Origin of the sequence: Peptoniphilus harei, assembly GCF_900454685.1 — a bacterium.
In the GTDB taxonomy this organism is placed as follows: Bacteria; Bacillota; Clostridia; order Tissierellales; family Peptoniphilaceae; genus Peptoniphilus_A; species Peptoniphilus_A harei.
Genome location: NZ_UATM01000032.1, coordinates 1,181,817 through 1,198,869, shown reverse-complemented (window position 1 = coordinate 1,198,869; position 17,053 = coordinate 1,181,817). Strand labels below are relative to the sequence as shown.

The 17,053-nt window shown below is 33.7% G+C and carries 19 protein-coding genes; 3 read left to right on the top strand and 16 right to left on the bottom strand.

Annotation, left to right across the window (positions count from 1 at the left end; translation table 11 throughout):
- Positions 1-3 precede the first annotated feature (3 nt).
- The 15 genes from DRZ96_RS07155 to hrcA all read right to left on the bottom strand — a co-directional run bounded on the left by DRZ96_RS07155 (position 4) and on the right by hrcA (position 12,860).
- Positions 4-726 (bottom strand): NfeD family protein, encoded by a 723-nt coding sequence (locus tag DRZ96_RS07155; protein WP_112890134.1) that lies wholly within the window; start codon positions 724-726, stop codon positions 4-6.
- 153 nt (positions 727-879) lie between these two features.
- Positions 880-1,791: an HAD family hydrolase gene (locus DRZ96_RS07150; protein ID WP_112890133.1), complete on the bottom strand. Its 912-nt coding sequence runs from the start codon at positions 1,789-1,791 to the stop codon at positions 880-882.
- Positions 1,792-1,895: 104 nt separating this feature from the next.
- A complete protein-coding gene (locus DRZ96_RS07145) occupies positions 1,896-2,339 on the bottom strand; it encodes a GatB/YqeY domain-containing protein (protein ID WP_070701002.1) in 444 nt (147 codons plus the stop codon).
- Between the two features lie 13 nt (positions 2,340-2,352).
- Complete coding sequence (gene rpsU, locus DRZ96_RS07140; RefSeq protein WP_005957648.1) at positions 2,353-2,532, bottom strand: 30S ribosomal protein S21; 180 nt, start codon at positions 2,530-2,532, stop codon at positions 2,353-2,355.
- A 135-nt stretch (positions 2,533-2,667) separates the two neighbouring features.
- Positions 2,668-3,426, bottom strand: a complete 759-nt coding sequence (locus tag DRZ96_RS07135) for a TVP38/TMEM64 family protein (RefSeq protein ID WP_112890132.1) — start codon at positions 3,424-3,426, stop codon at positions 2,668-2,670.
- A 15-nt stretch (positions 3,427-3,441) separates the two neighbouring features.
- Positions 3,442-4,281: a patatin-like phospholipase family protein gene (locus DRZ96_RS07130; RefSeq protein WP_112890131.1), complete on the bottom strand. Its 840-nt coding sequence runs from the start codon at positions 4,279-4,281 to the stop codon at positions 3,442-3,444.
- A 194-nt stretch (positions 4,282-4,475) separates the two neighbouring features.
- Entirely contained in the window at positions 4,476-4,814 is a 339-nt protein-coding gene (locus tag DRZ96_RS07125) for a histidine triad nucleotide-binding protein (RefSeq protein ID WP_112890130.1), read from the bottom strand.
- 2 nt (positions 4,815-4,816) lie between these two features.
- The gene (locus DRZ96_RS07120) at positions 4,817-5,200 is read right to left on the bottom strand and encodes a DUF1284 domain-containing protein (protein ID WP_070700994.1); all 384 of its coding nucleotides are present in this window, start codon (positions 5,198-5,200) and stop codon (positions 4,817-4,819) included.
- Entirely contained in the window at positions 5,201-6,499 is a 1,299-nt protein-coding gene (gene mtaB, locus DRZ96_RS07115) for a tRNA (N(6)-L-threonylcarbamoyladenosine(37)-C(2))-methylthiotransferase MtaB (protein WP_112890129.1), read from the bottom strand. It lies immediately after the preceding gene.
- Positions 6,499-7,188, bottom strand: coding sequence for an RsmE family RNA methyltransferase (locus DRZ96_RS07110; RefSeq protein ID WP_112890128.1), 690 nt, complete (start codon positions 7,186-7,188; stop codon positions 6,499-6,501). Before DRZ96_RS07110 ends, mtaB begins: the two co-directional genes overlap by 1 nt.
- On the bottom strand, positions 7,181-8,086 hold the full coding sequence (prmA, locus tag DRZ96_RS07105) for a 50S ribosomal protein L11 methyltransferase (protein WP_070700989.1): 906 nt from the start codon (positions 8,084-8,086) through the stop codon (positions 7,181-7,183). Before prmA ends, DRZ96_RS07110 begins: the two co-directional genes overlap by 8 nt.
- 73 nt (positions 8,087-8,159) lie before the next feature.
- Positions 8,160-9,290 (bottom strand): molecular chaperone DnaJ, encoded by a 1,131-nt coding sequence (gene dnaJ / locus DRZ96_RS07100; protein ID WP_112890127.1) that lies wholly within the window; start codon positions 9,288-9,290, stop codon positions 8,160-8,162.
- Between the two features lie 169 nt (positions 9,291-9,459).
- Complete coding sequence (dnaK, locus tag DRZ96_RS07095; protein WP_112890126.1) at positions 9,460-11,280, bottom strand: molecular chaperone DnaK; 1,821 nt, start codon at positions 11,278-11,280, stop codon at positions 9,460-9,462.
- Between the two features lie 21 nt (positions 11,281-11,301).
- Positions 11,302-11,829: a nucleotide exchange factor GrpE gene (gene grpE, locus DRZ96_RS07090; RefSeq protein ID WP_112890125.1), complete on the bottom strand. Its 528-nt coding sequence runs from the start codon at positions 11,827-11,829 to the stop codon at positions 11,302-11,304.
- 8 nt (positions 11,830-11,837) lie between these two features.
- On the bottom strand, positions 11,838-12,860 hold the full coding sequence (hrcA, locus tag DRZ96_RS07085; RefSeq protein WP_112890124.1) for a heat-inducible transcriptional repressor HrcA: 1,023 nt from the start codon (positions 12,858-12,860) through the stop codon (positions 11,838-11,840).
- Between the two features lie 246 nt (positions 12,861-13,106).
- Between hrcA and lepB the strand changes: the two genes are divergently transcribed.
- From lepB to hemW, 3 genes are read left to right on the top strand one after another with little or no spacing between them, the layout of a single operon-like run.
- Positions 13,107-13,625, top strand: coding sequence for a signal peptidase I (gene lepB / locus DRZ96_RS07080; protein ID WP_236587177.1), 519 nt, complete (start codon positions 13,107-13,109; stop codon positions 13,623-13,625).
- Between the two features lie 35 nt (positions 13,626-13,660).
- Positions 13,661-15,472 carry a translation elongation factor 4 gene (lepA, locus tag DRZ96_RS07075; RefSeq protein ID WP_112890122.1) on the top strand — a complete coding sequence of 604 codons (1,812 nt, stop codon included), beginning with the start codon at positions 13,661-13,663 and terminating at the stop codon, positions 15,470-15,472.
- A complete protein-coding gene (gene hemW, locus DRZ96_RS07070) occupies positions 15,459-16,601 on the top strand; it encodes a radical SAM family heme chaperone HemW (protein WP_112890121.1) in 1,143 nt (380 codons plus the stop codon). The genes lepA and hemW overlap by 14 nt, the downstream gene beginning before the upstream one ends.
- A 117-nt stretch (positions 16,602-16,718) precedes the next feature.
- Here the strand turns inward: hemW and rpsT are convergent, their stop codons facing one another.
- Positions 16,719-16,988: a 30S ribosomal protein S20 gene (rpsT, locus tag DRZ96_RS07065; protein WP_112890120.1), complete on the bottom strand. Its 270-nt coding sequence runs from the start codon at positions 16,986-16,988 to the stop codon at positions 16,719-16,721.
- Positions 16,989-17,053: the final 65 nt, after the last annotated feature.

Genomic DNA, 17,053 nt, shown 5'->3' with positions numbered 1-17,053 from the left:
CTCCTAATTCTTTTCGACGTAAACTATTGCGCCGCTAATTCTAACAACAACTACAGATTCATCTTTACCAATAAATCCAGCGTCTGACACTACTTCTATCTTCCTATCTCCAATTAGGGCAAATCCTGTTGGCCTAAGAGGAGTCTTAGTTATTAAAACATCACCTGGCGAAACTTCTTCAGTTTCTACGCTTAAATAACCTTCCTCACTAGAACTTTCTTTAAAAAGTCTGAGTTTATTTATTGCATCAGACTTAATACCTCTTTTAAAAAGTGCATAACCAAGGATTAAGGCTATGACTAGGGCTAATGCTAAAGAGAATAGGGCAAAATACAAGTCGCTCATAGATAGAACTAGTCCAGTAGAGACTGCGATAATTCCACTTACTCCAGCTACACCAAATCCAGGTATCATAATTTCAAAGGCTAATAAAAGTAGACCTACCACAAAAAGAGATATTTCAAAAAAGTTTGTATTGCCCATCTTAATTGAGCCCCAGAAAAAGGTAATGAAAGCAGCTATTGATAAGATCCCAGATATTCCAAAGCCTGGAGTCATTATTTCAAAGACAGCTGTGACAATTGCAATAATTAATAAGGCTGTAAAAACATAATCATTTGAAAAAATACTTTCTATAGATCTTCCACTTCCATCTTGTGCATAAACAAAATTTATTAATATCATTAAAATTGGGAGACTATAAAATATTTTATTTAGTTTTTTCAATTTAACCTCCTTCTCTATTTTTTATAATTTTACCCCAAATTTCTAACTTTTAAAATCTACTAGTTCTTTTATAAATTCATTTTATATTTTCTTTATTAATAAAAAACATTTTGTTTGTAAAAAATATATAAATTTTATTTTTATTTTTTATTATTAATCTATTGGGCTTTTCTTCTCATCTTCATATGCTTCTCTAATACAAGTATAATGTGTAGATTCTAATTTTTCATTAAAAACTGTTCTTTCTATTATGTTTTTTATTATCAAATCTAACTTTCCATCTTCCCTGTAGTCCGCTGGAGCAAAATATTTTATTCTCTTATCCTTAATCATTTTATAAACTTTATCCTTTGAATGTTTATGCTTAGGATCAAAAACTCCAATAGAATATCCTCCATAAGTATTAACAAGCTTCATACATGGAATATCAGTATCACTGTCTCCAATATATACAATATTTCTAAAGGGGACTCTTATTTCATCAGGAGGAAAAAAGTCATTAATGCCAGGATCATTAATATCCAAAGTGCCCTTTTGAATCCTAAATAAAAACTGAGTTTTATTGGTATAATTCACAACTTGTGCTGGCCACTCTGCCACACCCTCTTCATTGTAATAAAAGGAACTGGCATATATTTTTTCAAATTCACCCTTCTTGGCAATATCTGTTCCCTCTATCATTTCTTTAATTCCTGAAGAAATTATATAGTGCTCTACAATAACGCCTCTCTCAGCGCCGTATTCTCGTATGCGTTTAAACCAATCCTCAACACCTGGAAATAAATTAACCTCAGAACCATATTCTTCTAAAGTCTTCCTATCTAACTTATGATGGTCTATTGATTCTTTTACCATCATATACATGTAGGCTAGGTTTTCGTCCATATCATTATCTTCTGCCATACCATTAGACTTATTCCAAAATTCACTAACTTTATATTCCAAAGATTGAATGTATCCTTGAGCCTGCATCTCATTAGGTGTTAGTGTTTTATCAAAGTCATAGCATATAGCTATAACAGGTTTTTTTCCCTTATTTCTTCTTGAATAATTATCATTAAACATAAATACTCCTCTTGAAATTTTCAATTTCTTTAAAATATTATTTAATTTCAATATGTTAAATATAAAAATCTGTAAAAAAAAAACCCAGGGAAATTCCCCGAGTTTTAATTTAATAATTCTCTGGCAATAGCATTGACTTGCTTGCCATCTGCCTTGCCCTTAATTAATGGCATGACATTTTTCATTAATTTTCCAATATCCTTCATTGATGTTATTTCATTTTCGTCAATTACTTTTTGTATAATTCCTTTTAATTCTTCATCTGATAATTGCTCAGGTAAGTAATCAAGTAATATTTCAATTTCTTGGTTAGTATGTTCAACCAAGTCTTCTCTATTACCTTTTTTAAATTCTTCAATTGACGATTTCTTTTCTTTTAGCTGTTTTCCAATAATGTTTTCAACATCACTGTCAGTAAGCTCAACTCGTTCATCTACTTCTTTTTGTTTAATAGCTGCACGAACCATGGTGATAACATCTTTTCGAAGTTTATCTTTATTTTTCATAGCATCCTTTAGATCTGCCATGAGTCTCTCTTTTAGAGACATAAGAACACCCTCTTTAGTATCTGTGTTTTTTTCTGCGTGCCTCTTCGGATTTTTTCTTCCTTCTAACACTTGGTTTTTCGTAATGTTCTCTTTTTCTTACTTCTTTGAGAACTCCACTTGTGGCACATTGTCTTTTGAATCTTTTTAGAGCATTGTCTAAAGATTCGTTTTCACCAACCCTGATTTCGGACATTTTTTAACCTCCTCTCGTAGAAAAGAGTATGGCCTTTCGGCCAATTTAGGTTTATTATACTCTATAAATCCCAAAACTTCAATAATATTTTTCTTATTTAAAATTTAATTTTTTCAAATATTTTTTTTATTTTATCTATCTAAGTTCGCGATTTTTTCTTTCATTCTTCTTGTTAACAAGATAAGTTATTCCAATGACAGAAGCCGAAATTAAAATCTTTATTAGCATTAGCCCCATAAACTGCCAAGAAAGTGGATTTAAGATAACATCTCCAAGAAGGGTGTTTGTTATAACTCCAATAGACGCACCTAATAATGATGAAGTTATGTATTTTATATAATTGGTCTTACAGGCTCCAAAATAAAAACTTAAAATATCACAGGGAAACCAACCTATTAGCCTGATTATAAAACTTGCAAGAAATTCATTTTTCTTTTGCATCTCAACAAGTTTATCAATTTTGGGATATTTCTTCTTTAGATAATCCATTTCTTCTGTACCGGACCATCTTCCCAATACAAAAGGAATTGTGAGTGTAATGGCTAAACCAAGATAGCTGACAAAAATAGCTTTTGCTGGTTTAAATAAAATTCCACTTGCTAGGTAAAGAGATGGCAGAGGAATTATAATTGTAAGGCTCTTAACTGCAAATAGACTTAAAAGAGAAATAATGGACTTCCTTGGGTTACCACTTGCGTTTTCAATTATAGAATCAATACTCATATTTCCACTTCGAGTTAAGATTAAAAGTATTATTATTAACGAAAAAGAAACTAAGGCAACAATTTGGATTTTTTTGAACCTGTTTTTTATATTTTTATCGCTCTCACTTAAGTTATTGCTTTTTTCTCCCCTATCTTCTATTTGTTTTAACTTTTCTTTTATATTTTTCATATAATCATCTCATTTTTATAATTTTAAATTTAGTGCTTCCTTTGCATCCCTTCTACCCATTTCATATAAGTTTTCTAATTGTTCATGATTTTGACTTAGTGTTTTTAGGTTTCCAATGTCACTTGGAGCTATAATTATTATTTTATTTTCCTTTTCAAGTTCGATTGCTTCCCTTAGACTTTGATTGTAAACTTCATATCTCTTTGCAAAAGCTTTTGAAACTCTTGGATAATTTCTTCTAAGTAATCTTACAAACTTTTTGTCCTTTCTCTTTTCCCTAAAAAAATCTTTGGGTCTTGTTAGAACAAGAATAACCTTATCGCAACCTGCTTCAAAGGCTCTCTTATAAGGAATTGGGTCAGACAGCCCGCCATCAAAGTAAGGGACTCCCTTAACCTCATAAGGATTACAAAGGACTGGAACGCAACATGATGCTTTAATTGGATCATACTCATCTATAATAAGATCTTTCTTATTAAAATATTTTGGCCTGCCTGTCCTTGCATCTGTTGCAACTATTTCAAATTCCATGGGATTTTCCATCATAGTTTTATAGTCAAGAGGATATTCCCCATTTGATGCACTTAGGTCTGAATAGATATAATCTAAATCAATATATGAACCCGTTTTTAAATAATTTTTAAGACTCATATACTCTTTTCTAAAGGCATAATTATTATAAAAGACAAAATTTCTTCTTGGTTGCTTGGCAAGAAAAGACGCACCATTAGCAGCTCCAGCAGAAACTCCAATAAAGTAGTCTCCGCTTATGCCCTCTTCCATTAAATAATCAAAAACTCCTGCTCCATAAATTCCACGTGTTCCTCCACCAACATCAACAAATCCTAATTTCATAAATCATCTTCCTTCTTTAGAGTCTGTTTTCCCATAATGTATTCTTAAATTTATTATATTAAATATTTTCAATTATTGATATAACCAAAAGTCTAAAAGTGTTACAAATTTTTAATTAAAAATTTTTTTATCATAAGTTATTAGACAAATAAAAAAATGCCAGGACATAATCCCGGCATTAGTAAAGTTTTTTATCAACCTGGTGGCCAATTTAAACTTCTTCCTCCAAGTACATGAAAGTGAAGATGATCTACAGTTTGACCTCCGTCTTCTTTGCAATTATTTACAATCCTGTATCCCTTTGTAAGCCCTTCTTCTGCACAAAGCTTTTTCGCAACTAAGAAGATGTGACCTATTAGTTCTTTATGGTCTTCATCAAGATCATCAGCTGATCCAATGTGCTCTTTAGGAACAATCAAAAAATGAGTAGGAGCTTGTGGGTCTATATCTCTAAAAGCATACACAAGTTCATCTTCATAAAGTTTTGTTGAAGGAATCTCTCCCTTAATTATTTTACAAAATAAACAGTCCATACTTACCTCCTTTTGGCTTCAACTTCTTTGCAGAGTTCATTCCACTGACATTCTCCGCAAATCTCTTCTCGCCTATTCTTTGCAAATATTATATCACAGGCAAGCTTTCTTATGTCGGCCCATGAATAAATTTCACCTTCTGATAAGTTTAAAACTTCTAAAACTTTTTTATCATAAGATTTTACCAAGTCATCATTCTCGCACCTAGTCCCGAGATTTTCTGGGCAAGGACCACAAATATCGTCAAGGTCTGCAAGTAATTTAACTTTCGGATTCTCTTTTAGCTGTCCAATGACTTTTGCCATATTTTTTGAAAAGTCATCACTGTAACCCTCACCAACAAAGTTTTCTGTGCACAAGAGGTGGTGTGCTCTAATCTTTAACATTTAATCACCAATAACTTCACAATTTGCAATTTCACCTGTGTCCAAAATTTTTACTTTCTTAATTTTATTCGTAAGGTCCTCCTCAGATTTTGCCTTAACTCTGATGTAGTTTGTTGTGTAGCCATAATATACTCCATCATGTTCTTCTTCAAATAAAACTGATTGAGGGGTTTTCATGTTTTCTCTTTCAAATATTTCTTGGTATTCTTCCCCAAGTGCAATTAATTTTTCAGACCTTTCTTTTTTAATATTGCCATCAATTTGATTTTTCATTTCAGCAGCTTTTGTATTTTTCCTCTTGGAATATTTAAAGACATGAATCCTTGAAAATCCAACTTCTCTTACAATATTCATTGAATCCTCAAAATCTTCATCACTTTCTCCAGGGAAGCCAACTATTATATCAGTTGTTAGTCCTGCATGAGGCATATATTTTCTAATTATTTTTGCCTTTTCAATATATTCTTCACGAGTGTACCTTCTATTCATTGCCTTTAAGATATTGTTAGATCCACTTTGAAGGGAAAGATGGAAGTGATCGCATAATTTTCCTGTCTTTACTGCTCTTTCCATAAATTCATCTGTAATAATAAGCGGTTCAACTGAAGAAAGTCTAATTCTTTCGATTCCATCAACTTCAGCAATAGCTTCGATTAGGTCAATTAATCTCATATCGCCAATGTCCTTGCCAAAAGACCCAATGTGAATTCCTGTTAAGACAATTTCTTTAAAGCCCCTATCTGCAAGTGTTCTTGCCTCTCTTACTGAGTCTTCAATTGTTCTAGACCTAATGGGTCCTCTTGCAAAGGGAATTATGCAGTAGGTGCAAAATCTGTTGCAACCATCTTGGACCTTCATATAAGCACGAGTCCTGTTGTTACTGTCAAAGTTTGTCGTATTTGCAAACTCACGTACATTTTTTAAGTTCTTAACAATATTTATTTTTTCATCATTTTCTTTAGACTCTTCAATTAAGTCAACAATCCTATCTCTTTCAGTTGTTCCAACAACAACATCAACTCCCTCAATACTTTTTACTTCATCGGGAGAAACTTGTGAATAGCAACCTACTACTGCCACAACTGAATCTGGGTTGTTTTTCTTTGATTTTCTAATAAACTGTCTTGATTTTCTATCTGATAAATTTGTAACTGTGCAAGTATTAACAATATAAACGTCACTAAAGTCATCATTTTCAACTTGTCTATATCCCCTACTTTCAAAAAGTTCACTCATGGCTTCTGATTCGTACTGGTTAACCTTACAGCCAAGAGTTAAAATTGAAAAAGTTTTTTCCATTACTCACACTCCTTTGCGTGTATTATATAAAATGAAGCACTTATAGCTGCAGTCTCTGCGCGAAGTATTCTCCTGCCAAGTCCAACTTTTTTAGCTTCACTCAAAATTTCAAGTTCTCTTTCTGATATGCCACCCTCTGGACCAATGACAAGTCCAATATTGTTGCTAAGAGATCTTGTTATTTCCCCTAATTGGGTCTTATTTTCATCTTCATAACATAAAACTAAATCTCCAGAAAACTTTAAAATATCTTCTGTCTTTATTATGTCGTGAACAAGAGGTATGACATCTCTTTTTGATTGCTTTGCAGCAGATTCTACGATTTTTTGAAATCTTTCCATTTTCTTTTCTTTTTTCTTAGAAATATCTGGTATTGTCCTATCCATTATGACTGGATAAAAATCGCTAACCCCAATTTCTGTTGCATGCCTTAGGACATCTTCAGACTTGTTGTTTTTGAGGACACTAAAAAATAAGGAAAGTCTCACCTTAGATTCATTGGATTCTTGAACTTCCCCAAGATTTTTTATTTTTCCACCTTCATAAGCGAAAGAAAAAATCCCATCTTCAAAAACAACTTGAAAGACTTCCTCATCATTTATCCTAATTACATTTCTAAGGTGGTGGAGGGTTTCTTCTTTAAGATTTGTATTACCTTCAAACCTTCTATCTTCAAAAAATCTATACATTTAATCTTCCTACAATGGCAACCCAATTATTTTTTTCTAACTCGTCAATGATTTCAAAACCATTTTCTTCTAGGGCATGAATTACCATTTGCCTTCTCTCTTTTATAATTCCAGAAGTTATAAAAATTCCACCCTTTTCCATGTGGTTCTTGAGATTTTTGATCTCATCTACAATTATTTCTGCAATAATATTGGAAACTATTAGGTCTGCTCTTCCCTTAACAACATCAAGAAGATTTCCCTTCTTAATTTCCACCTTGTCTTCAAGATTATTTAGACCTGCATTTTCATGAGAAGCATCAATGCACTTATCATCTATATCAACTGCAAGAGCTTTCTTTGCCCCAAGTTTTAGACCTGCTATAGCAAGTATGCCTGAACCACAACCTATGTCAAAAATATCATCGTCTTTATTTACATATCTCTCTAAGAGTTCAAGGCACATATAAGTTGACTCGTGAGTTCCTGTACCAAAGGCCATACCTGGATTAATTTTTATAACGACTCTATTATCATTGTCATAATCTTCCCACTCAGGAACTATGGCAAGCTTTTCGCCAATTTCTAGTGGTTTATAATATTTTTTCCAATTATTCGCCCAGTCTTCATCGTCCTTTTCTTCAACAAGACATTGACCAAGTTTCTTTTCACTTAACTCAGCCTTTAAATTATTTGCATCTTCCATATTTTCTGGATAAACCCTAAGAGCAAAGATATCTTCATTTGAATTTAAAAGAGGATAGTCAATAAAGTCCCAATCCTTCTCATCTTGGTCAAGCTCATCCACTATGTCGCTAGAAATTTCTTCTGTTGTATAAATTCCATAATCAAATAGAATTCCTTCAATGATATCTTTTTTATCCTTTGAAGTATTTATTGTCATTTCAATGTATTTCATCTAATCACCTTGTTTCATTATATTATAGATAATTTTTTTATACAATTTAAAAAATGCGAATCAGTGATCCGCATTAATCAAATAAATTTTTCAACTTATCTAAAAATGATTTTTTATTTTCTGCAACTTCTGGTTCAGTCTCTCTTAACTCTTCAAGGAGTTTTCTTTGTTCATTGCTAACCTTCTTAGGAATTATAATGTCAACTTTGAAGAAGAGGTCTCCCCTTTGTTTGTCCCTGTTGACATAAGGAACTCCTTCTCCCTTTAGTCTAAAGACAGTTCCACCTGTAGTTCCCTTTGGAATATCATAATCAACAATTTTTTCAAGTGTTGGAACTTTTATCTTTGCACCAAGGACTGCGTCTGAATAAGAAATTGGAATATTTAGGTAAATATCATTGCCCTCTCTCTTGAAGACTGCGTCTGACCTAACTCTAATGTAGACAAAAATGTCTCCATTTTCTCCACCATTTTCTCCAACAGATCCTTGGTTCCTAAGTGAAATAATGTTTCCAGTGTCAACTCCCTTAGGAATGTTTACTTTTAACTTCTTAGTTCGTGCCTTAGATCCTCTTCCGCCACATTCCTTACAAGGCTTTTCTATAACTTCGCCTGTTCCATTACAATCTTCACATGCAGAAGTCCTTACAAACCTACCAAAAGGTGTGTTTTGTTCTGAGGTAACCTGACCTGAGCCGTTACAAGTCTCACAAGTGTGTTTTTCACTTCCCGGTTCCATCTTGCTGCCGTGACAGTGGGAACACTCTTCCCTAACCTTTACAGAAATTTCTTTTTCTACACCAAAAATTGCTTCAAAGAAATCTAAAGTTATGTCTACTCTTGCATCAGGTCCCTTCTTTGGCATGTCTTTTCTGTTTGCATATTCATATCTATTTGATCTTGAGCCGCCAAAAACATCAAAGATGTCATCAAAGATATCAGAGAAACCTCCGAAGCCACCGCCTCCAGATCCACCCATGTTGCCCTTAAGTCCTTCTTCGCCATAGACATCGTAGATTTGTCTTTTTTCATCATCGGCTAAGACTTCATAGGCATAGGAGATTTCTTTAAATTTTGCCTCAGCAACTTCATCTCCTGGATTTAAGTCGGGGTGATACTTTTTAGCAAGCTTCTTATAAGATCTCTTCAATTCTTCTTTAGTTACATTTTTTTCAACTTCAAGAATTTCATAAAAATTTCTCATCTTCCACCTCAATAGTTCTATATTCTAATATAAAAACTACAAAAAAGAAAGTTTAATTCTACTTTTATGTTTTTATACTAGATTTAAAAAGAAAATTTATAAAAATTCAGAATATAATTTTCTACATAAAAAAAGTTGCAGCCGAAACTGCAACATTTTTATTTAATTATTATTCTTCGTCTTCGTCTACAACTTCATAGTCAGCGTCAACTACATCGTCATCAGCTTGTTGTTGTCCACCATCAGCTTGACCTTCTTGTTGTTTATAAATTTCTTCTGAAATTGCGTAGAAGGCTTGAGTTAATTCTTCAGTCTTAGATTTAATAGCTTCAAGATCTTCGCCATCTTTTACATCCTTAAGTCCCTTGATTGCTTCTTCAATCTTAGTCTTGTCTGCATCAGAAATCTTTCCTTCAACATCCTTAAGTGTGTTTTCAGATTGGTAAATCATTGAATCAGCGTTGTTTCTTGCTTCGATTAAATCTTTCTTCTTAGCATCTTCTTGAGCATACATTTCTGCTTCCTTAACTTTCTTTTCGATTTCTTCTTCATTTAAGTTAGTTGAAGATGTAATAGTGATGTGTTGTTCTTTACCAGTACCCTTGTCCTTAGCACTTACATTTACAATACCATTTGCATCAATATCAAATGTTACTTCAATTTGTGGCACTCCTCTTCTTGCTGGTGCAATACCATCAAGTGTAAATCTACCAAGAGTTACGTTGTCTTTTGCCATTTGTCTTTCACCTTGAAGTACGTGAATTTCTACAGAAGTTTGATTATCTGCTGCAGTTGTAAATACTTGTGACTTCTTAGTTGGGATTGTTGTATTTCTTTCAATAAGTCTTGTTGTAATGTTACCCATTGTTTCAATTCCTAGAGAAAGTGGTGTTACGTCAAGAAGAAGTAAGTCCTTAACATCTCCAGAAAGAACTCCACCTTGGATAGCTGCACCAAGAGCTACACATTCGTCTGGGTTAATATCCTTTTGAGGTTGCTTTCCAGTTAACTTTTTAATACATTCTTGAACTGCTGGAATTCTTGTAGAACCACCAACTAAAAGAACCTTGTCTATTTCATTTGCATTAAGTCCTGCATCCTTTAAAGCATCCTTAACAGGTCCTTCAGTCTTCTTAACAAGATCTGCTGTAAGTTCATCGAACTTAGCACGAGATACGTCCATATTTAAGTGAAGTGGACCAGATTGTGAAGCTGTGATAAATGGAAGGTTGATATTTGTTGACATTGTAGAAGATAGTTCCTTCTTAGCCTTTTCAGCTGCTTCCTTAAGTCTTTGAAGACTCATGTTGTCAGCCTTAAGATCAATTCCATTTTCCTTTTTGAATTCTTCAGCAATATAGTCGATTAATCTATTGTCGAAGTCATCTCCACCAAGTTTGTTGTTACCACGAGTTGCGTGTACTTCGAATACACCGTCAGAAAGTTCAAGGATAGATACGTCAAATGTACCACCACCAAGGTCATAAACCATAACAGTTTGTGCTTCAGTGTCCTTGTCTTCTCCATAAGCAAGTGCAGCTGCAGTTGGTTCGTTTACAATTCTCTTTACATCAAGTCCTGCAATTCTTCCTGCGTCTTTAGTTGCTTGTCTTTGAGCATCTGTGAAGTAAGCTGGAACTGTAATAACAGCTTCTGTAATCTTTTCTCCAAGATAAGATTCTGCGTCAGCCTTTAATTTTTGTAGAATCATAGCTGAAATATCTTGTGGAGAGTAAGTTTTGTCGTCAATTTTTACGTTAAAATCAGAACCCATGTGTCTCTTAATAGAAGAGATTGTTCTATCAGGGTTTGTGATTGCTTGTCTCTTAGCAGTTTCACCTACTAATCTTTCGCCATCTTTTGTAAAAGCTACTACTGATGGAGTAGTTCTGTTACCTTCAATGTTAGGAATAATTACAGATTCTCCACCTTCCATTACTGCTACTGCAGAGTTAGTTGTACCTAAGTCAATACCAATTATTTTTCCCATATATATTTCCTCCTAAAATTCTTATTGTGAAACTTTGACCATTGCAGGTCTTAGTGTTTTCTCGTTAATTAAATAACCTTTTTGCAATACTTCTATAACATAACCACTGTCGTATTCATCAGAATCTTCAGTGAGTACTGCGTGATGATACATTGGATCAAACTCTTGTCCCAATGCTTCCATCTCAACTATACCGTCTTTTGCAAGAACGTCAGTAAGTTGATTTTTTATCATTAATATTCCTTCATAAGTTGAGTCCTTGTCCTTTATGGAATCCAAGGCTCTTTCAAAATTATCTATGACAGGAAGTAAGTCATTTGCAATTTTTTTAACTCCAAGTTCAACATATTCAGACTTTTGTGCCTCAGTCCTTCTCTTATAGTTAGAGAAGTCTGCTTGAAGTCTCATAAATTTATCTGTTAAGTCTTGATATTTTTCATCATCAGAAGCTTCTACTTCAGCTTCTTCATTTATATCAAGTTCTTCTTCTTTCATATCTATATCTTCATCATTTTGTAAATCATCTTTTTTTATATCTTCATTCGTCATGTACTCCCTCACATTTCTTTCAATCCACTTTTCACAGCGTCGCTAAATACTTTAACGACTTTAACCAATCTCATGTAGTCAATCCTAACTGGTCCAATAAGTCCAATACTTCCATAGATTCCATTTTCTCTAGAGAAAGGAGCTCTAATAATAGTATTTTCCTTCATGAGACTTGCGCTATTTTCTGCTCCAATGATAACCTCAACATCGCTGGTAAAATTATCATTTTTTAGAATTTGAAATAGGCTGTCCCTATCTTCTACTAGACTCATGAAATCTCTTGCCTTGTCTAGGTCCTTATATTCATCAAAGTTTAAAATATTTGTAAGACCATCATAGTAGATGTCAATAGAAGAGACTTTTTTGTTAAATTGACTAGCAATTTTTACAATATCAGAAATAAATTTTCCATGCCTTATATAGTCATCTGAAAGTGAAATCTTAAGAGATTCAATTTCATTAAAATCAATTCCCGATATCTTTTCATTTAAGACCTTCTCTATTAGATAAAAATCTTCGTCAGAAATATTTTCTATTTCTAAAAAGTATTTCTCAATAACTCCCTTGTCTCCTATTAAAACTAAAAGAGCTGTGTATTCATCTAACTTAACTAGAGTAAGTCTTTTTATTTTTGTATCGGCCTTCTGTGGTGTTATGAGATAAGCCGTACAAGAACTTATATTGGCTAGGAGATTGACTGCATTCTTGTAAAATTCTTCGTGATTTCTCGAAGAGAATAAGAGTCTCTCCATGATTTTTTGTGAGGCATCTAGGTCGTGAAAGCTATTAAAGTTTTTAAAAAGTTCATCGACATAGAAGCGGTAAGCCTTGTCAGAAGGAATTCTTCCTGCTGATTGATGGGGCTTATTTAAAAAACCAAGATCTTCAAGATCTGCCATTTCATTTCTTATAGTCGCAGAGCTAACTCCAAGATTGTAATCTTTGGAGAGAGTTCTCGATCCAACGGGAGTAGGCATATCGATATATGCCTCAATTATGGCATTTAAAATATTAATTTTTCTAGTATCCATAACCCCTCCTTTTGTTAGCACTCATTAACCTCGAGTGCTAATCTATGTATATAATACTTCACACCTAGGACTTTGTCAAGGATTTTTAAAAATTATTTTGACTAATTTTGACTTTCTTTGAATAATTTATCTTTTTATTATTTAAAAACTTGTAAACTAACTTCCAAATCTTATTTACATATACCTTATAACGTATAAATAGTTATCCAATATTAGACTTATTTATGATAAAATTAGAAATTGGAGATGATTACATTGAAAAAGAATGAAACCCTATCTTTTGTTGTTACAATTGTAGCTGCAGTTTTAATTGCACTTTTTGTGAGAACTTTTATTTTTAATATAGCTGTAGTTAATGGAGAGTCTATGCACCCTACTTTAAATGAAAGGGATAAATTAATCTGCCTTTCCTACAAGAGATACACCGACCTACCTCGCGGAGAAATTGTGGTCATAGATGCACCTAACGACAATAGAAACTATATTAAGAGATTAATAGGAAAGCCTGGGGACACAATAGCATTTAAAGATGGTCAGGTTATATTAAACGGAAAAGTTTTAGAAGAAGCTTACACTTCTACTGATTACACTGAGTCCGATGTAGAAAGTTTTACACTAAAAGATGATGAGTACTTCGTAATGGGAGACAACAGACTTCCTGGTATGAGCATTGACTCAAGATACTTTGGACCAATTGAAAAGAAAAGAATAAAGTCAGCCGCAGTTTATAGGATTTTACCTCTTAATAATAGAGGAAAAATTTAAAATATAAAATCCCCAAGAAATCGGAGGTAAAAAATTTGAGAAATCAAAAAAATATAAGAAATTTTTCAATAATCGCACACATTGACCATGGAAAATCAACTCTTGCCGACAGACTAATTGAATCAACAGGCATGCTTACAAAGAGAGAAATGGAACAGCAAGTTCTTGACTCCATGGATCTTGAGCGTGAAAGAGGAATTACAATTAAATTAAAGGCAGTTAGACTAATCTATAAGGACGACAGAGATGGACAAGAATACATCCTAAACCTTATTGATACTCCAGGACACGTAGACTTTAACTATGAAGTTTCACGTTCCCTCGCAGCTTATGAAGGTGCCATAGTCGTTGTTGATGCTGCACAAGGTGTTGAAGCACAAACTCTTGCCAATGTTTATCTTGCCATTGACCAAGACCTTGAACTTGTGCCAGTGATAAATAAGATTGACCTACCAAGTGCTAGGCCAGATGAAATAAAAGAAGAAATTGAGGATATTATAGGAATAGACACTGAAGGTATTCCACTTATCTCTGCAAAAGAAGGAATTGGCATTGACGATGTCCTCCATGCTATTATAGATAAGGTTCCGGCACCAAGTGGGGATCACAATGCACCACTTAAAGCTCTTATATTTGACTCCTTCTACGATTCTTACAAGGGAGTAATCTGTCACGTAAGAGTTATTGATGGATCAGTTAAGCCTGGAGATGAAATAACTATGATGGCAACAGGCAAGTCTTTTGAAGTTGTTGAAGTTGGTGTTACTTCTAACGGACACATCCCTCTTGATACTTTAAGTGCTGGAGAAGTTGGTTACATAACTGCTTCCATTAAAAACGTTAAGGATGCAAGGGTTGGGGACACAATTACCCTTAAGAACAATAGGACCCCAGAACCAATGCCTGGCTACAAAAAAGTTGTACCAATGGTCTTCTGTGGTGTCTACCCTGGCGAAGGCGAAGAATACAACAACGTTCGTGAAGCCCTTGAAAAGCTTCAAGTAAATGATGCAGCCCTAGACTTTGAGGCTGAAACATCTGTAGCCCTTGGCTTTGGTTTTAGGTGCGGCTTCTTGGGTCTTCTTCACATGGAAATTATTCAAGAAAGACTTGAGAGAGAGTTTGACTTAAATATTGTCACTACTGCTCCATCTGTTATCTACAATGTAATGAAAAAAGATGGAGAAATGATTTCTATTCAAAACCCATCAAACCTTCCAGATCCAACTGAAATTGAGTACATGGAAGAACCAATTGTTAAGGCAGAGATTATGACTCCAACTGATTATGTTGGACAAGTTATGGAACTTTGCCAAAACAGGCGTGGTGTCTTTAAGGATATGCAATACCTAGAAGAAACTAGGGCCCTTATCACCTACCACATGCCACTCAACGAAGTAATTTATGACTTCTTTGATGCCCTTAAGTCAAAGACACGTGGTTATGCATCCTATGACTACGAACTTATTGGCTACGAAGTATCTGATCTTGTTAAGCTTGATATTTTAATAAATGAAGAACTTGTTGACGCCTTCTCCCTAATTGTTCACGAATCTTCTGCCTACACTCGTGCAAGAAATGTTTGTGAAAAATTAAAGGATGTAATACCTAGACACCAATTTGCAGTTCCTATCCAGGCAGCAATTGGAAACAAAATTATTGCAAGAGAGACAATTCGCGCCCTTAGAAAGGACGTACTTGCAAAATGTTATGGTGGAGACATTTCAAGAAAGAGAAAGCTTCTTGAAAAACAAAAGGAAGGAAAGAAGAGAATGCGTACTGTGGGTAGCGTAGAAATTCCGCAAGATGCCTTCTTATCTGTATTAAAATACGATGAAGACAAATAAAATTTCAATTTATATTCATATACCCTTTTGTGAGAGTAGATGTCACTATTGTGACTTCTGCTCTTCTCTTTTAGCTGAATCTTCTAATGTAGAGAAATATTTTAAATACTTGCGCAAGGAGATAAAGTTACAAGAAGACTTTTTAAGAGACAAGGTAATTGATACTGTCTTTATTGGAGGAGGAACTCCCTCTTCTGTAGACCCTAAATTTATAAAAGAAATTATGGAAGACTTGTCTGCCTTTGAATTTTCAAAAGACAGCGAAGTTACAATTGAGTCAAACCCAAATTCTCTCACAAGAGAGAAGGCCCAATCCTATTTTTCTTCTGGTATAAATAGGATCTCAATAGGCGCCCAGTCCTTTAATGAAGAAATCCTAAAAAGAATTGGAAGAATTCACAAAAAAGATGATATTTATAGGGCCATAGAAAATGCAAGGTCAGCAGGCTTCGAAAATATAAATTTGGATTTAATGCTTGCCCTACCTGGTCAAAAGTTTTCTGACATAGAAGAGTCTATAAGAGAAGTAGAAAAATTAAAACTTCCACACATTTCATATTATTCACTTATTTTAGAAGAAGGGACTAAACTTTATAGGGACCATGAGAAGTCTCCTCTTGCCTTCCCCAATGAAGTTGAAGACAGGAAGATGTATCACTATGTAGTTGATGAACTCGAAAAAATAGGCCTGAATCAGTATGAGATATCTAATTTTGCAAAAGAAGGCTATGAGTGTCGCCACAACATGGCTTATTGGAAATTAAGAGACTATATTTCCTTTGGATTTTCTGCTTCATCAAATATTGGAAACTTGAGATACACAAATTTTTATGACTTCAAAGATTACTATGAGGCCCTTGATAAAAATAAAAATCCTATAGTCTTTTCTGAAAATTTAAGTAAAACTGATAGGATGAATGAATTTATAATGATGGGTCTAAGACTCAACTCGGGTGTGGACTTAGATGAATTCAATGTAAAATTTAATAAAAAATTTTTAGAAACTTATGAAAGAGAAGTAGAAAAGAACTTGAAATCAAATTTAATTATATTAGATGAAAATAATCTAAAACTAACAGAAAAGGGGCGCGACCTTTCAAATCAAGTGGAGTTAGACTTTTTTAAATAAATTTGCACACAAAAAGAGGTAGACTATTTAATCTACCTCTTCTTTTATTCTCTTTTTTATTCACTTTTATTTGTCAAACTTAAATAAAAAAGAGAAACTTTCCCGGGAAAATTTCTCTTAGCCAGCGATCTTGCTGTTAAGTTCCTTAGCTAGTCGACTTAGCTTTCTGGAAGCTTGTTTTTTGTGAATTATATTTTTGTTAGCAGCTCTCTTTAGTTTTCTGTCTGCAACGATAAGAAGTTCCTTTGCATCGTCAATTCTGTCTTCGTCAAGAGCTGTTCTAAAGTTTTTAACTGCAGTTTTCATTTCTGTTCTAATTGGTTTATTGTGTTCAGAGTTTCTTTTTGCAATATCAATTCTTTTGATAGCTGATTTAATATTTGCCATTATTTCACCTCCAATATTTAACGCTTTTGCTATTTTACCATGAATTTTATTTCATTGCAAGGTTT

Bases quoted from the DNA above. Each gene is read 5' to 3' on its own strand.
- dnaJ (WP_112890127.1), bottom strand. From the start codon at position 9,290: ATGAGAAATTTTTATGAAATTCTTGAAGTTGAAAAAAATGTAACTAAA.
- DRZ96_RS07125 (WP_112890130.1), bottom strand. From the start codon at position 4,814: ATGGACTGTTTATTTTGTAAAATAATTAAGGGAGAGATTCCTTCAACA.
- rpsU (WP_005957648.1), bottom strand. From the start codon at position 2,532: ATGTCCGAAATCAGGGTTGGTGAAAACGAATCTTTAGACAATGCTCTA.
- rpsT (WP_112890120.1), bottom strand. From the start codon at position 16,988: ATGGCAAATATTAAATCAGCTATCAAAAGAATTGATATTGCAAAAAGA.
- lepB (WP_236587177.1), top strand. From the start codon at position 13,107: ATGATTACATTGAAAAAGAATGAAACCCTATCTTTTGTTGTTACAATT.
- dnaK (WP_112890126.1), bottom strand. From the start codon at position 11,280: ATGGGAAAAATAATTGGTATTGACTTAGGTACAACTAACTCTGCAGTA.
- mtaB (WP_112890129.1), bottom strand. From the start codon at position 6,499: ATGGAAAAAACTTTTTCAATTTTAACTCTTGGCTGTAAGGTTAACCAG.
- DRZ96_RS07110 (WP_112890128.1), bottom strand. From the start codon at position 7,188: ATGTATAGATTTTTTGAAGATAGAAGGTTTGAAGGTAATACAAATCTT.
- DRZ96_RS07135 (WP_112890132.1), bottom strand. From the start codon at position 3,426: ATGAAAAATATAAAAGAAAAGTTAAAACAAATAGAAGATAGGGGAGAA.
- prmA (WP_070700989.1), bottom strand. From the start codon at position 8,086: ATGAAATACATTGAAATGACAATAAATACTTCAAAGGATAAAAAAGAT.
- hemW (WP_112890121.1), top strand. From the start codon at position 15,459: ATGAAGACAAATAAAATTTCAATTTATATTCATATACCCTTTTGTGAG.
- DRZ96_RS07130 (WP_112890131.1), bottom strand. From the start codon at position 4,281: ATGAAATTAGGATTTGTTGATGTTGGTGGAGGAACACGTGGAATTTAT.
- DRZ96_RS07150 (WP_112890133.1), bottom strand. From the start codon at position 1,791: ATGTTTAATGATAATTATTCAAGAAGAAATAAGGGAAAAAAACCTGTT.
- DRZ96_RS07145 (WP_070701002.1), bottom strand. From the start codon at position 2,339: ATGTCTCTAAAAGAGAGACTCATGGCAGATCTAAAGGATGCTATGAAA.
- grpE (WP_112890125.1), bottom strand. From the start codon at position 11,829: ATGACGAATGAAGATATAAAAAAAGATGATTTACAAAATGATGAAGAT.
- hrcA (WP_112890124.1), bottom strand. From the start codon at position 12,860: ATGGATACTAGAAAAATTAATATTTTAAATGCCATAATTGAGGCATAT.
- DRZ96_RS07120 (WP_070700994.1), bottom strand. From the start codon at position 5,200: ATGTTAAAGATTAGAGCACACCACCTCTTGTGCACAGAAAACTTTGTT.